The following is a 14,130-nucleotide window of genomic DNA, read 5'->3' on the forward strand; positions in this document are numbered from 1 at the left end:
GTTCAGCTGGATTTTGAGCACGCCATTGAACTCTCTAAAACAGAGTAATTTTGTTTTTTGAATTTAAGATCCTGCGGGCGATTCAGAAAGCTTGCTGAATGAGAGGTTGCAGACCATAGGCTGCAATCCCGAAACGAAGGAACCGCGCAGCGGCAAGATTTCCAGCCTGTCGCTGCGGTTGCTGAAACATAGCCAGCGCGCGGATCACATGTTTGAAAAAGCGAGGGGAGTTCAGAGGGGAAAAGCCTTTCCCCTCTGGTCGGTTTCGGCACGAAAGGCCGTGTGATAACCGTTATTGAGAAACCGAAATTTACTCAATTCTATTTAAAGCTTTTAAAGCCATTTAAAGCCATTTAAAGCCATTTAAAGGGATCCAAAGGGAACCCCCTTTCACTCCGCATAAACCTTCTCTTTACTCTCGCACAAATCTTCGATCAAACACGACCCGCACCGCGGCTTACGTGCAATGCAGGTATAGCGGCCATGCAGGATCAGCCAGTGGTGGCAGTCGAGCTTGAACTCGGCCGGAACCACTTTCAGCAATTTCTCTTCGACGTCATCCACGGTTTTACCCGGCGCGAACTTCGTGCGGTTACAGACGCGGAAAATATGCGTATCCACGGCAATGGTCGGCCAGCCGAAGGCGGTATTGAGCACTACGTTGGCGGTTTTGCGGCCAACGCCAGGCAGCGCTTCAAGCGCTGCGCGGTCTTCCGGCACTTCACCATGGTGTTTTTCCAGCAAAATACGGCAGGTTTTAATCACGTTCTCCGCTTTGGCATTAAACAGGCCAATGGTTTTGATGTATTCCTTTACGCCGTCCACGCCAAGCGCCAGAACCGATTCAGGCGTGTTGGCGACCGGATACAGCTTTGCCGTCGCCTTGTTCACGCTGACATCGGTAGCCTGCGCAGAAAGTAATACCGAAATCAGCAGTTCGAACGGCGTGGTGTACACCAGTTCGGTAGTGGGATGCGGATTGTTATCGCGCAAACGGCTGAGAATTTCGGTGCGTTTTTCCTTATTCATGAACGCTTCCCTTTGGCAGACTTTCTTCCGCCACAACGTGCTGTGCCGCTTGCCGTGCTTTCATACGCTGATCAATCAGATATTTGCCGGCCAGCAGCAGACCGAGGCCGATAAATGCGCCCGGCGGTAACATCGCCAGCAGGAACGGGTTATCCAGATGCAGCACTTCGACGCGCAGCACTTTCGCCCAACTGCCGAGCAACAAATCAGCGCCATTGAACAGCATGCCGCTGCCGAGAATTTCACGCATTGAACCCAGCACAAACATTGCGCAGGTTGCCCCGAGACCGGTCATCGCACCGTCGAGGGCGGCCAGATGGATCGGGCTGCTGGCGGCACAGGCTTCGGCACGGCCGACCACAATGCAGTTGGTCACAATCAGCGGAATAAAAATGCCCAGCGCCTGATACAGACCGAACGCGTAGGCATTGATCAGCATCTGCACGGTACTGACCACCGAGGCGATAATCAGCACGTAAATCGGGATGCGGATTTCATCCGGGATCCACTTACGGAATGCGGAAATCATGGCGTTGGTACAGGTCAGCACCAGCGTAGTCGCCAGCCCTAAACCGAGGGCGTTGGTGGCAGTCGACGTCACGGCCAGCAGCGGACAAAGCCCCAGCAGCTGAACCAGCGAGGAGTTATTGGTCCACAGACCCTGAACGATTATCTTTTTGGCTTCACTCATCACGGGCTCCACAAGGGGTGAGGTGGGAAAGCTGAGACGGTACCGTCCCGATAAACAGCGCCGTACGTTTTACCGAGCGGACGACGGCGCGCGGTGTAATGGTCGCACCGGTAAACTGATCAAACATACCGCCGTCTTTCTTCACCGCCCAGCGCTCATCGCTTGCACCATTGACGGTCTGATTGGCGAAATGTTTGATCCAGTCGGAAATGCGCACTTCAATTTTGTCACCCAGCCCCGGCGTTTCGTGCTGTTCCAGCACGCGGGAACCGTAAACTTTGCCATGAAAATCAGCCGCCACCAGCAACTGAATCGCACCGGAATAGCCGTCAGGCGCGGTGGTTTCAACCACGGCAGCCACCGGCTGACCATTTTTGCGCGCCAGATACAGACGGTGCGGTGCCATGCTGCCAAGTGACTCATCAGTGACGTTGTAACATTCGTTTTGCATATCGTTGTCGTACACGCTGGCCGGGATCACCTGATCAAACAGCGTTTTTTGCTGTAACAGCGCCTGATGTTCAATGGTCGGCTTGGTCATCAGGTTGACCAGTGCCGTCATACCGGTCATCAGTGCGCCAAAGAAAGCCAGAATCAGGCCGTGGCGTCGCATTGTAGCTAACATAATTCTTCCTCAGCGATGCCCGTAAACACGTGGTTGTGTGTAGTGATCAATCAGCGGCACGGTGATATTGGCCAGTAAAACGGCAAAAGCGACACCATCCGGATAACCGCCGTAACTGCGGATCAGCCACACCAGTAAACCAATCAGTCCCCCGAAAATCAGGCGGCCTTTCGGGGTGGTGGATGCCGTCACCGGATCCGTGGCAATAAAGAACGCGCCCAGCATCGTCGCGCCGGAGAACAGTCCGATCAGCGGTGAAGGATAGTTTTCCGGTGCCAGACCCCACGCGATACCCGCGCAAATGACCAGCATGCCTAACATGGCGGCCGGAATATGCCAGCTGATGATTTTGCGCCACATCAGGAACAGGCCACCGGCCAGGAATCCGAGGTTAATCCACTGCCAGCCGAGACCGGCCAGTGTGCCGCTGAACAACGGCGTTCCGAGGATCTGATCGGCGGTATGGCCGGAGCGCAGACCGGTTTTAAACGCATCCAGTGGTGTCGCCTGCGTCACGCCATCCACGTTCATGTTCAACTGATACGCGGTCAGATCCTGACTGTTATGGCCGGTGAAAATGGTCAGCAGCGTGTCGGTGAATCCGACGTGATGATGCTGTAAAACATCCGGCGGCAGCCAGGTTGTCATCTGAACCGGGAAAGAAATCAGCAGCACCACATAACCTACCATGGCCGGGTTAAACGGATTCTGACCAAGACCCCCGTAAAGTTGTTTGGCGATGATGATGGCGAAAATCGTGCCGAGCACCACCATCCACCACGGGCCCAGCGGCGGCAGGCTGATACCCAGCAAAACGGCTGTCAGCAGGGCACTGTTATCGCCCAGGCGTTTTTTCACCGGCAGTTTGCGCAACTGTAACACCGCGCCTTCTGCCAGCAGGGCAATGACGATAGCCAGCGTCAGCTGAATCAGCGTGCCGTAACCGAAGAACCAGACCTGAGCGAGCAGGCCGGGAATACACGCCAGAATCACCATCATCATGATGGTACTGGTGTTCTGGCGATTATGCGTAAAAGGTGAACTTGCAATCCTGAAGGCCATCTATTCCTCGTTTGACATTGTCTGAGCGGCTTTACGGGCCTTAACTCGGGCGATCGCAGCCGCTACAGCGGCTTTGCGTGGATCGCTTTCTTGTTGTGATGTTTCTTTTTCTTCCGGTTCAGCGTCCTGCGCTTCACTCAGTGCAGCGGCTTTTTTGGCTTTGGCACGCGCGATGGCAGCCGCCACCGCCGCTTTGCGTTTGTCGTCTGCGGAAGGTTCTGCAGGTGACGTTGTCACGTTTTCTTCAGTGCCCGCAGGTTGCGCAGCAGCGGCCTTTTTGGCTTTCACGCGGGCAATGGCGGCGGCGACAGCAGCTTTGCGATCGTCGTCAGCGGAGGGCTTTGGTGCAACGTTCAGTTCGCTTTCCTTGGCTTCCACGACAACGCCGTTATTACCGGCTTTCTTCGCTTTCACGCGGGCAATAGCGGCTGCCACGGCGGCCTTACGATCGTCTTCTGCAGATGGCGGCGTTTCAGGCACCGGCTCAGAAGCCACCGGAATGTCCTGCTCAGCGGCGGCTTTTTTGGCTTTCGCACGGGCAATGGCAGCGGCCAGCGCCGCTTTGCGCGGATCGGCTTCGGCCTGTTGTTCCGTGGCCTTTTCAGCGACAGGTGCTTCTTCTGCTGCGACGTCGTCCAGCTTCACTGCCGCTTTCTGATGTTTCTCTTCACGCGCTAATTTCTCACGTTCCATACGCGCCTGTTTGGCTTCGAAACGGGCTTTGGCTTCGGTGGCCCGGGCAGTCTCTGCATCGATGGCGCGGATTTCGGCCTTTTCCTGACGGTAATATTGCACCAGCGGAATATTGCTCGGACAGACATAGGCACAGGCGCCGCATTCGATGCAGTCGAACAGATTATGCTTGCGCGCTTTTTCGTGTTCTTCGCCTTTACTGAACCAGTAAAGTTGCTGAGGCAGTAAACCGGCCGGACAGGATTCCGCGCACAGGCTGCAACGGATACAGGCTTCTTCCTGCTCCGGCTGACCCAGTTCGGCGTCAGACGGCGCGAGCAGACAGTTGGAAATTTTGACCACGGGCACATTGAGCGATGGCAGGGTGAAGCCCATCAGCGGGCCGCCCATGATCACCATCTTTTTATCGCCCTGCGGTTGTAACTGACCTTCCTGCATCAGGTGTTCAATCGGCGTGCCCAGACGCGCCCAGACGTTACCCGGTTTTGCCATCGCTTCACCGGTCAGCGTGACCACGCGTTCGATCAGCGGTTCGCCGTCAATGATTGCGCGTTTAATGGCAAACACGGTGCCGACGTTTTGCATCAGTACGCCGATGGACGACGAGTGATGGCCTTTCGGCACTTCGAGGCCGGTCAGGATTTTGGTGAGCTGTTTGGCACCGCCGGACGGGTATTTGGTCGGAATGACCCGCAGTTCGAAACGCACTCCGTCGGAGATTTCAGCACTGATCGCGGCTTTAAGCGCGGCAATCGCTTCAGGCTTGTTGTCTTCGATGCCGATCAGCACCCGTTCAGGATGCAACATGTGGCAGAGGATGCGCGTACCCTGGAGAATTTCCATGGCATGTTCCTGCATCAGCCGGTCATCGGCAGTGATGTAAGGCTCACATTCGGCCGCGTTGAGGATCAGTGTGCGGGTCGATGTCAGGCCACCGGCTAATTTGCTGGCGGTCGGGAAGCCTGCGCCACCCAGCCCGGCAATACCGGCCTGACTGATGCGCTGATTCAGTTCATCAGCAGAAAGCTGGCGGTAATCGGCAATGAATTCGCGTTCGCACCAGGTATCAAGGCCGTCGGCTTCAATCAGCACACAGAGTTCTTTCAGACCGGAAGGGTGCGCGGTGATGTGCGGTTCGATGGCCGTGATCACGCCCGACGTCGGCGCGTGAACCGGCACGGTACGGCCACGGCCAGTGGTCAGCGGCTGACCTTTTAACACAGGGTCGCCGGCTTTCACACACAGCTCGCCTTCAGGGCCAAGGTGTTGCTGAAGGGGGATGATAAAGCGCTCAGGCAGCGGCACGTTGCGCAGCGGAACGTGGCTTGACTGAGTCTTCATTTCCGGCGGATGAATACCGCCGTCGAAGTCCCAGACTTTGTCTTTTTTGAGCGCCGCAAACAGATTAAACATGTTACTCCGCATGGATGACCTGAACCGGAATGGATTTCAAATCCCACTTCCAGTTTGCGGTGGTGGTTTTTACTGGCAGCATTTCGATGCAGTCCGTCGGGCACGGCGCGACGCACAGGTCACAGCCGGTACATAAATCAGTAATCACGGTATGTACGGCGCGGGTGGCACCCACGATGGCATCCACCGGACAGGCCTGAATACACTTGGTGCAGCCGATGCAGTTGCTCTCGTCAATGTAGGCCACTTTACGCACCGGGACAGCAGCCGCGGCGTCTTCACCCATCGGCTGCGGCTCAACGTTAAGCAAGGTCGCCAGCTTGAGCATGACGGCTTCGCCGCCCGGCACGCATTTATTGATGTTGTCGCCATTGGCGACCGCTTCGGCGTAAGGCTTGCAGCCGGGATAGCCGCATTGCGCACACTGGCTTTGCGGCAGGATATCGTCAATCTGATCGACAACCGGGTTGCCTTCCACGGCAAAACGGCGCGAGGCGTAACCCAGCAGCAGGCCAAAAACCAGCGCCAGAGCGGTCAGCGCGCCAATCGCTACCCATAATTCAAACATTAGAATTTCACCAGACCTGTGAAGCCCATAAAGGCTAATGACATCAGGCCAGCCGTGACCAGCGCAATCGAAGAACCTTTGAACGGTGCCGGGACGTCAGCCACCACCAGACGTTCACGGATAGCGGCAAACAGCACCATCACCAGCGAGAAGCCCAGTGACGCAGCGAAACCGTACAGCGCAGATTGCATAAAGTTGAATTGCTGGTTGATGTTCAGCAGCGCCACGCCGAGCACGGCGCAGTTGGTGGTGATAAGCGGCAGGAAGATGCCCAGCAGGCGGTACAGAGACGGGCTGGTTTTGCGCACCACCATTTCGGTGAACTGCACAACAACCGCGATCACCAGAATAAAGGCCATAGTGCGCAGATAGACCAGCCCCAGCGGCATCAGAACGAAAGTGTTGACGATCCACGAGCAGATATTCGACAGGGTGATCACAAATGTGGTGGCGAGACCCATACCGATAGCGGATTCCAGTTTTTTGGAAACGCCCATAAACGGGCACAGGCCAAGAAACTTAACCAGTACGAAGTTATTTACCAGCACAGTGCCGACAAAAAGTAATAAATAAGAGGTCATGACAATTGCCCGGACATAATAAACATTAAAAACCTCAGGGTTATTCCGTGAAGGTTTCTTTTACCCGCAGTGAGCGCTTGAAATAAGGCACAAAGACGGCGGCGGCCAATAAAGGTAACAATAAGTTACGCACGGCCAAATCATCGGTAACCGGTGAGAATGCAAAGGCTTTTACCGCCAGAAGTACTGTGCACAATAACCAGATAATATACATTTTGGGTAACACTCTGGCGCGCTTACAGAATTGCAGCAATACCGCGACGGTAAATAACCCCATCGCTAACGTGGTCACCACCGAGAAATACCATTGCAGGGTAAATGCCTGAGAGTTGGTGATGAGATATTCGCGCGATTCCGGCATAAATAACGCCATTGAAAACAGAAACAGCATTAATACCACGCTCAGCAGCGTCACAATCAGATACGCCATCGGGGCCAGTAGCCACCCGCCAATACGTTTATAACCCGGATTATTCAACATAAAAGCTTTTCTCACGCTGGTTTTGCTATCAAATCAGCACAGGGAAACTTCCCCGACCTTCAAGGCGCAGTAGCTTAACCTGTGAGAGGCATTCTCGTTATCGTATTTATGTGATCAATGATCCCCTTCGCTCAGGAAGGGGATTTAAATAGAAAGGCTTTAATGCACCGGCACCAGAATTTCGGTGGCGACAATTACCACAATCAGGCCAACCAGCACGGGAACGGACGTGCGTTTGACGACTTCGAAAGGCGATATTTTTGCCATACCGGCCACGGCCACTATGACGCCCGAAACAGGGGAAATAGTGCGACCCAGGTTGGATGCCTGCAACATCGGGATGACCAGATATTCCGGGTTGATGCCCATTTTCGCGGCCAGTTTTGGGATAAGTTCGACGAAGGCGTAAAACGAAGCATTACCGGAGCCAGTGGTCATGGCGGCGAGCACGGTGATGACTACCAGCACCAGCATCATGACGATGCTGCCGGAGCCAAAGTTTTGCGCCAGTCCTATCAGGCTGCTGATGAACCCGACGGTGCTCAGCCCCTGAGCAAACACGCCCGCCGTGACCAGCAGCATCACCACGTTGGCGAATGCATCCGCCATGCCGCGATAAGCCACGTCCAGTCCGGCGAATACCGCTTTGCCGTTACGGTTACGCACGGTTTCAATCAGGGCGGTCAGTAACATACAAATCACCAGAATGGTGATGATATGCAGATTGGGTCCCCATTTACCGTCAAAAATCAGCACACCGATAATCGGCGTGAAAGGCAAAATAGCGTAGAAAGCCGGAGCATTGGTTTCAATGACATCGTCAGCATTGGAATCGACAGCATCTGCCAGCACGGAGGTATCGCGTTTATCCAGATAGCGTTGCCAGAAGAAGTGCGCGACCGCCATCGCCGCGATGGCAGCAATCGAAATCGGCAGGGTGACTTTAAAGGCAAAATCCACCAGCGGCATATTCGCCGCCTGCGCCGCCAGCACCACATCACCTGAGGTAGGGGAAAGAATGATCGCCGCAGGAGACGCACAAATCGCCGCCGCCGCGCCACGGCTGATGCCGACATTGACCATAATCGGGAACAACGTTGCCATCAGTAACACGCCCAGACCGGTCGCCGAAGACACGGCCAGGGACATCAGACACGCCAGAATATACGCCGCAACCATCAGAATGTACGGTGAATTGATCATCTGTAACGGGCGCGACGCCAGTTTGACGACCACATCGTTGGCACCAATATGGGTCATATAGGCTGCGAAACCGCACAGCATCATGATCATCATCCCCAGATCGCCACCGCGGCTCATCAGCAGAATTTTGACGTACTCAACGATATCTGTCGCATTCCAGCCGGTACTTTTGGTGCCTTCCGGCAGAATGCTGTGACCCATGATGGCGCTGATAATCAGCAATAATAAGCCGCCGACCATCAGAACGCCGGTGGGTGAATAGCCTTTAATGATATAGCGGCCGACAAAGACGGCGACTACCAGCCCGATCAGTAATTCCAGCATTATTGTATTCCCCGAGATTAAATTTGGATCCAAGTGAAAGGCGGGCACTTTGCCGAAATAGTTCACCGGGCGTTATGACGCTTATCAATTATGGGTGATGAAAAAGCGGGGAATATTTAAATTTGTGATGCTTAACGGGCATCAGGAGGGGTGTTTAAAACAAACTTCAAGTTCAAGTTCAAGTTCAAGTTCAAGTTCAAAACCGTGGGCGTCGGCCCACACCGACCAGAGACCCGGTAACGCGCGGGCCTCTGGACTCCGCGCTTTTTTCACTGCGCGCTATCGCAGGTACGACGGACATGTTCCGGTACATTGGAGAGTGGCGCAAAATGTCATCGCTGCGCGATTCCCGAATTTCAGGCTTCGAGCCTAAGGTCTCGAACCATTCATTCGGTGCCATTTTTGATCACGCCAATCCACTTTTCTAAAAGATCACAACATTCTGTCTTTGAATTTAAGATCGTGCGGGCGGTTCAGAAAGCTTGCTGAATGAGAGGTTGCAGACCTGAGGCTGCAATCCCGAAATGAAGGTACCGCGTAGCGGCAAGATTTCCAGCCTGTCACCGCGGCAACTGAAACATAGCCAGCGAGCGGAGCGCGTGTTGAAAAAGCGTGGGGAAATCCAAAAGGGGAAAAGCACTTTCCCCTTTTGGGCGGTTTCGGCGCAGCGCGTTAAGTGATCACCGCACGTAAGAAACCGAAATTTACGCTAACTCGCTTTAGCAGTGTAAGCCGCCATTGCAGCGGCCTTCTGCAAACAAATCAGCGACTGCAAAGCTTGTAATACACCTCATTCCACCGGATCTGATTCTTGAAGTCCGGCAACGTCGTGTCGTTATCGATCACCAGCAATTCAATCCCGGAAAATTCTGCATATAACCGCAGCGCGTCAATATCCAGTGCCTGTGAGAACACGGTATGGTGCGCGCCGCCGCCGAGGATCCACGCTTCTGCCGCTGTTGCCAGTGATGGCTGGGCTTTCCAGATAGCGCGCGCAACCGGCAGTTTTGGCAGCGGGTGTGGCTGTTCGATGGTATCCACCAGATTGACCAGCAGACGGAAGCGGTCGCCCATGTCGATGACGCTGGCATTGACCGCCGGACCTGCCGGTGTGGAGAAAATCAGACGCGCCGGATCCGCTTTACCGCCTATGCCGAGATATTGCGCATCAAGCAGCGGCTTCTCTTCTTTGGCAATCGACGGACACACTTCCAGCATGTGCGAGCCCACCACCAGATCACTGCCTGGTTTGAAGTGGTAGGTGTAATCCTCCATGAAAGAAGTGCCGCCTTTCAGACCGCTGGCCATGACTTTCATGATGCGCAGCAGGGCAGACGTTTTCCAGTCACCTTCGCCACCAAAGCCGTAGCCTTTCTGCATCAGACGCTGGACTGCCAGCCCGGGCAGTTGTTTCATGCCGTGCAGATCTTCAAAGTTGGTCGTGAATGCCCCGAATTTACCTTGTTCGAGGAAACGGGTCATACCAAGTTCAATTTTGGCAGCATCCAGCAGGTTTTCACGACGTTCGCCGTTAATTTTTACCGCATCCGTCAGGCGATAGGTGGCTTCATATTCTTCCACCAGCGTATCGATGTCGCCTTTGCTGACTTCGTTGATTACGCTGACCAAATCACCAATTCCGTAGGCACTGATGCTGTAGCCGAACTGGATTTGGGCGGCGACTTTATCGCCTTCGGTGACAGCAACTTCACGCATGTTATCGCCAAAACGTGCCACTTTCAGGTGCTGGCTTTCGTTTTTGGCGGCAGCAACGCGCATCCACTGGGCGATACGGCGGTGAGATTCACCGTCCTGCCAGTGACCGGCCACCACGGTGTGTTGCTGGCGCATACGGGCACCGATGAAGCCGAATTCACGGCCACCGTGCGCGGTCTGGTTCAGGTTCATGAAGTCCATGTCCATGGTTTCCCATGGAATTTCAGCGTTGAATTGCGTATGGAACTGCATCAGCGGCTTATGCAGGATGCTCAGCCCGGCAATCCACATTTTGGCCGGCGAGAAGGTATGCAGCCAGGTGATGATGCCCACGCAGGCGTTGTCATAGTTGGCTTCACGGCACAATGCGGTGATTTCGTCCGGCGTGGTCACCAGCGGTTTGAGCACCAGTTTTATCGGCAAACCGGCTTCGCTGTTCAGGCTACTGACCACCTTCTCGGCGTTCTCTTTTACCTGACGTAATGCCTGCGGACCGTACAGATGCTGACTGCCAATGGCGAACCACACTTCGAGATGTTTAAACGCGTCCATTTATTACTCCTGAATATCGGATAGATGAAATACGGGTTAATGCGCCGGTTTCGCTGCAAACAGCGGTTCAGTCGTGGCACACCATTGCTGATAACGTTCGTACAGGCGCTGATATTGCGCGACGCGCTGCGGATCCGGCGTCAGCGTACGTTCGATGCTGCAGGCCATTTTTTCCTGTGCGGCAGGAACATCTTTGAACTCCCCGGCAGCGACGGCGGCGAAAATCGCGGCACCCAGGGCGCAGCACTGATCGGAAGCGACAATTTGCAACGGACGGTTCATCACATCGGCGCAAACCTGCATGATGACCGGCGATTTACGCGCGATGCCCCCGAGCGTCAGCACGTTTTCCACCGGGATATCCTGCTGTTCGAAACATTCCATGATGGCGCGCGCGCCAAAAGCGGTCGCTGCGATAAAGCCGCCGAACAGTTCAGGTGCTTCGGTGCCCAGATTGATATCGGTAATGACACCTTTCAGGCGCTGGTTGGCAAACGGTGTACGGCGGCCGTTAAACCAGTCGAGCACCAGCGGCAGATGATCCAGTTTCGGATGAGCGGCCCAGGCCACAGTGAGATCGGTCAGCAGATTTTTTTGCAGGCTGGTCAGTTGCGGTGCCATTTCCGGATGGGCTTTTGCGGCCTGAATCAGCGGCCAGCTCAGCAGACGGCTGAACCAGGCGTACATGTCGCCGAAAGCGGATTGTCCGGCTTCCATCCCGATCATGTCCGGCACGACGCTGCCTTCCACCTGTCCGCAGATCCCGGCGATAGCGCGGTCGTTTACGCGTTCTTTATCGGCGATCAGGATGTCGCAGGTGGAGGTGCCGATCACTTTGACCAGCGTATAAGGCTGTGCGCCCGCGCCGACTGCCCCCATATGGCAGTCGAATGCGCCGCCCGAAAGCACCACACTGGCGGGTAAGCCAAGACGTTCTGCCCATTCAGGTGTCAGTGTGCCAACAGCCTGTTCGGCGGTGACGGTGTCGGTAAACAGCGGATAGGGCAGATGTTCAACCAGCAGCGGATCGAGGGCGGCAAAGAACGCTTTTGGTGGCAGGCCGCCCCATGACGGATGCCAGAGCATTTTGTGTCCGGCGCTGCAACGTCCGCGCACCACTTTGTCCGGCGCGGTGGTGCCGGAAAGCAGGGCGGGCACCCAGTCGCACAATTCAACCCATGACGCGGCTGCTTGTTTAACCGCAGCATCAGCACGGGAAACGTGCAAGATTTTCGCCCAGAACCATTCTGAGGAATAAACGCCGCCGATATAGCGGGAATAGTCGGGGAAATCGCCGCTGCGACACAGACGGTTGATCTCTTCCGCTTCTTCTATTGCCGTGTGATCTTTCCAGAGCACAAACATGGCGTTCGGGTTTTCGGCAAATTCCGCTTTCAGCGCCAGAATGTTGCCTTCCTCATCGACAGGAGCCGGGGTTGAGCCGGTGGAATCGACGCCGATACCCACCACGCGTGCAGCCCGCTCGCTGCCCAGCCGTTGCACAACGTTTTTAATCGCCTGCTCCATTGCCTCTATATAGTCGAGCGGGTGATGGCGGAACTGATTTATTGCCGCATCACAATAGCGACCTTCATTCCAGCGCGGATAATAAACCACATCGGTTTCCATCTCGGCACCGGTCTGACAATCCACAGCCAGGGCACGGACGGAATCGCTGCCAAAATCAAGACCAAGAGCAATCGCACCTTGCGTCATTCTTTCTCACTCCTTCAGGTTTGCCGTAGTCATTACGGCGGCGAATCGAATTGCTCTAACAGTAGGAGGATGCAAAAAAGTGAGTGAGGAGGCGTTAGCTGGAAGTATGCACAAATCTGCTCCCAATGATGTTTCTGTGAGGTTGGTCAAATGTTAGCGTTTGGCTAAAATCGCTATATCTATGCACAAACCTGCTGTTTTCCCGCCGTGTGATAGCGCTCTACATTCCGCTGCAAAATTACCGCTAAAACTTAACCCGTCTTACAAGAGAGTGTGACGCAAATCCTCTATAAACTGGACTTCGCCGCACTTTCACTTTGTTTCTTTACGCTACTGATAACGTTTTCACGATTGCGGCAAACCACCAGATTTAAGACTGTGATTGTGAAAAACAACAATAAAAGTCGGAGAACATCATGCATAAATTCACTAAGGCATTAGCGGCGGTCGGGTTAGCTGCCCTTATGTCACATTCAGCTATGGCAGCCGAGAATCCGAAGCTGGGCTTCCTGGTTAAACAGCCGGAAGAGCCGTGGTTCCAGACTGAATGGCGGTTCGCAGATAAAGCCGGTAAGGATCTTCACTTCGACGTCATTAAAATCGCCGTGCCGGATGGTGAAAAAACGTTGAATGCAATCGACAGCCTGGCGGCCAACGGCGCGAAAGGCTTTGTCATCTGTACGCCGGATCCGCGTCTCGGCCCTGCCATCATGGCGAAAGCGCGCAGCTATGACATGAAAGTGATCCAGGTGGATGACCAGTTTGTGAATGCCAAAGGCAAGCCAATGGAAGAAGTGCCATTAGTCATGATGGCCGCGACCAAAATCGGCGAACGTCAGGGGCAGGAACTGTATAAAGAAATGCAAAAACGTGGCTGGAAAGTCGCTGATACCGGCGTGATGGCCATTACTGCCGATGAACTCGATACGGCGCGCCGCCGCACCTCCGGTTCAATGGAGGCACTGAAAGCTGCCGGTTTCCCGGAAAAACAAATCTACAAAGTCCCGACTAAATCTAACGACATCCCGGGCGCACTGGATGCCGGTAACTCCCTGCTGGTGCAACATCCTGAAGTGAAAAACTGGCTGATCATCGGCATGAACGACAACACCGTATTGGGTGGCGTGCGTGCAACCGAAGGTCAGGGCTTTAAAGCGGCTAACGTGATCGGCATCGGCATCAACGGTGTGGATGCAGTGAATGAGTTGTCAAAAAGCGCCCAGACTGGCTTCTACGGTTCCCTGTTACCTAGCCCGGATATCCACGGTTACAAAAGTATTCAGATGCTGAATGAATGGGTTACCAAAGGCGTTGAACCACCGAAATTTACCGAAGTGACGGATGTTGTCCTGATTACCCGCGACAACTTCAAAGAAGAGCTGAAGAAGAAAGGCTTAATGTAATTTCCTCGTCATCCTTCGGGCTGCAGATGCGTTGGCTGCAACCCGAATGATTTAGAGGAATGCGATTGAGAAC

General features: G+C 54.5%; 12 protein-coding genes. 1 reads left to right on the plus strand and 11 read right to left on the minus strand.

Annotated features, from left to right (window positions below; translation table 11 throughout):
* Positions 1–390 precede the first annotated feature (390 nt).
* From nth to EX31_RS06640, 11 genes are all read right to left on the minus strand, one after another.
* Positions 391–1,029: an endonuclease III gene (gene nth, locus EX31_RS06590; RefSeq protein ID WP_013575425.1), complete on the minus strand. Its 639-nt coding sequence runs from the start codon at positions 1,027–1,029 to the stop codon at positions 391–393.
* Positions 1,022–1,720: an electron transport complex subunit E gene (locus tag EX31_RS06595; protein ID WP_037033962.1), complete on the minus strand. Its 699-nt coding sequence runs from the start codon at positions 1,718–1,720 to the stop codon at positions 1,022–1,024. The genes nth and EX31_RS06595 overlap by 8 nt, the downstream gene beginning before the upstream one ends.
* Positions 1,713–2,345 (minus strand): electron transport complex subunit RsxG, encoded by a 633-nt coding sequence (gene rsxG, locus EX31_RS06600; RefSeq protein WP_013575427.1) that lies wholly within the window; start codon positions 2,343–2,345, stop codon positions 1,713–1,715. The genes EX31_RS06595 and rsxG overlap by 8 nt, the downstream gene beginning before the upstream one ends.
* A gap of 9 nt (positions 2,346–2,354) precedes the next feature.
* On the minus strand, positions 2,355–3,407 hold the full coding sequence (gene rsxD, locus EX31_RS06605) for an electron transport complex subunit RsxD (RefSeq protein ID WP_013575428.1): 1,053 nt from the start codon (positions 3,405–3,407) through the stop codon (positions 2,355–2,357).
* A complete protein-coding gene (rsxC, locus tag EX31_RS06610; RefSeq protein WP_037033964.1) occupies positions 3,408–5,513 on the minus strand; it encodes an electron transport complex subunit RsxC in 2,106 nt (701 codons plus the stop codon).
* Between the two features lies 1 nt (position 5,514).
* Positions 5,515–6,081 (minus strand): electron transport complex subunit RsxB, encoded by a 567-nt coding sequence (gene rsxB / locus EX31_RS06615; RefSeq protein ID WP_013575430.1) that lies wholly within the window; start codon positions 6,079–6,081, stop codon positions 5,515–5,517.
* The gene (rsxA, locus tag EX31_RS06620; RefSeq protein WP_013575431.1) at positions 6,081–6,662 is read right to left on the minus strand and encodes an electron transport complex subunit RsxA; all 582 of its coding nucleotides are present in this window, start codon (positions 6,660–6,662) and stop codon (positions 6,081–6,083) included. Before rsxA ends, rsxB begins: the two co-directional genes overlap by 1 nt.
* Before the next feature lie 40 nt (positions 6,663–6,702).
* Positions 6,703–7,143, minus strand: a complete 441-nt coding sequence (locus EX31_RS06625) for a DUF2569 domain-containing protein (RefSeq protein WP_037033966.1) — start codon at positions 7,141–7,143, stop codon at positions 6,703–6,705.
* A 159-nt stretch (positions 7,144–7,302) separates the two neighbouring features.
* Positions 7,303–8,670 carry an anaerobic C4-dicarboxylate transporter DcuC gene (gene dcuC / locus EX31_RS06630; RefSeq protein ID WP_037033967.1) on the minus strand — a complete coding sequence of 456 codons (1,368 nt, stop codon included), beginning with the start codon at positions 8,668–8,670 and terminating at the stop codon, positions 7,303–7,305.
* 762 nt (positions 8,671–9,432) lie between these two features.
* Complete coding sequence (gene araA, locus EX31_RS06635; protein ID WP_013575450.1) at positions 9,433–10,938, minus strand: L-arabinose isomerase; 1,506 nt, start codon at positions 10,936–10,938, stop codon at positions 9,433–9,435.
* Positions 10,939–10,974: 36 nt separating this feature from the next.
* Entirely contained in the window at positions 10,975–12,654 is a 1,680-nt protein-coding gene (locus EX31_RS06640) for a ribulokinase (RefSeq protein ID WP_013575451.1), read from the minus strand.
* A gap of 416 nt (positions 12,655–13,070) precedes the next feature.
* On the opposite strand from EX31_RS06640, the gene EX31_RS06645 reads away from it, so the two are divergent.
* Entirely contained in the window at positions 13,071–14,057 is a 987-nt protein-coding gene (locus EX31_RS06645; RefSeq protein ID WP_013575452.1) for an arabinose ABC transporter substrate-binding protein, read from the plus strand.
* Positions 14,058–14,130: the final 73 nt, after the last annotated feature.

The sequence above is a fragment of the Rahnella sp. WP5 genome (genome assembly GCF_000745615.1).
Classification (GTDB): Bacteria; Pseudomonadota; Gammaproteobacteria; order Enterobacterales; family Enterobacteriaceae; genus Rahnella; species Rahnella aceris.

Excerpts from the sequence above, each read along its gene's own strand:
- nth (WP_013575425.1), bottom strand. The coding sequence starts at position 1,029 with ATGAATAAGGAAAAACGCACCGAAATTCTCAGCCGTTTGCGCGATAAC.
- EX31_RS06595 (WP_037033962.1), bottom strand. The coding sequence starts at position 1,720 with ATGAGTGAAGCCAAAAAGATAATCGTTCAGGGTCTGTGGACCAATAAC.
- rsxG (WP_013575427.1), bottom strand. The coding sequence starts at position 2,345 with ATGTTAGCTACAATGCGACGCCACGGCCTGATTCTGGCTTTCTTTGGC.
- rsxD (WP_013575428.1), bottom strand. The coding sequence starts at position 3,407 with ATGGCCTTCAGGATTGCAAGTTCACCTTTTACGCATAATCGCCAGAAC.
- rsxC (WP_037033964.1), bottom strand. The coding sequence starts at position 5,513 with ATGTTTAATCTGTTTGCGGCGCTCAAAAAAGACAAAGTCTGGGACTTC.
- rsxB (WP_013575430.1), bottom strand. The coding sequence starts at position 6,081 with ATGTTTGAATTATGGGTAGCGATTGGCGCGCTGACCGCTCTGGCGCTG.
- rsxA (WP_013575431.1), bottom strand. The coding sequence starts at position 6,662 with ATGACCTCTTATTTATTACTTTTTGTCGGCACTGTGCTGGTAAATAAC.
- EX31_RS06625 (WP_037033966.1), bottom strand. The coding sequence starts at position 7,143 with ATGTTGAATAATCCGGGTTATAAACGTATTGGCGGGTGGCTACTGGCC.
- dcuC (WP_037033967.1), bottom strand. The coding sequence starts at position 8,670 with ATGCTGGAATTACTGATCGGGCTGGTAGTCGCCGTCTTTGTCGGCCGC.
- araA (WP_013575450.1), bottom strand. The coding sequence starts at position 10,938 with ATGGACGCGTTTAAACATCTCGAAGTGTGGTTCGCCATTGGCAGTCAG.
- EX31_RS06640 (WP_013575451.1), bottom strand. The coding sequence starts at position 12,654 with ATGACGCAAGGTGCGATTGCTCTTGGTCTTGATTTTGGCAGCGATTCC.
- EX31_RS06645 (WP_013575452.1), top strand. The coding sequence starts at position 13,071 with ATGCATAAATTCACTAAGGCATTAGCGGCGGTCGGGTTAGCTGCCCTT.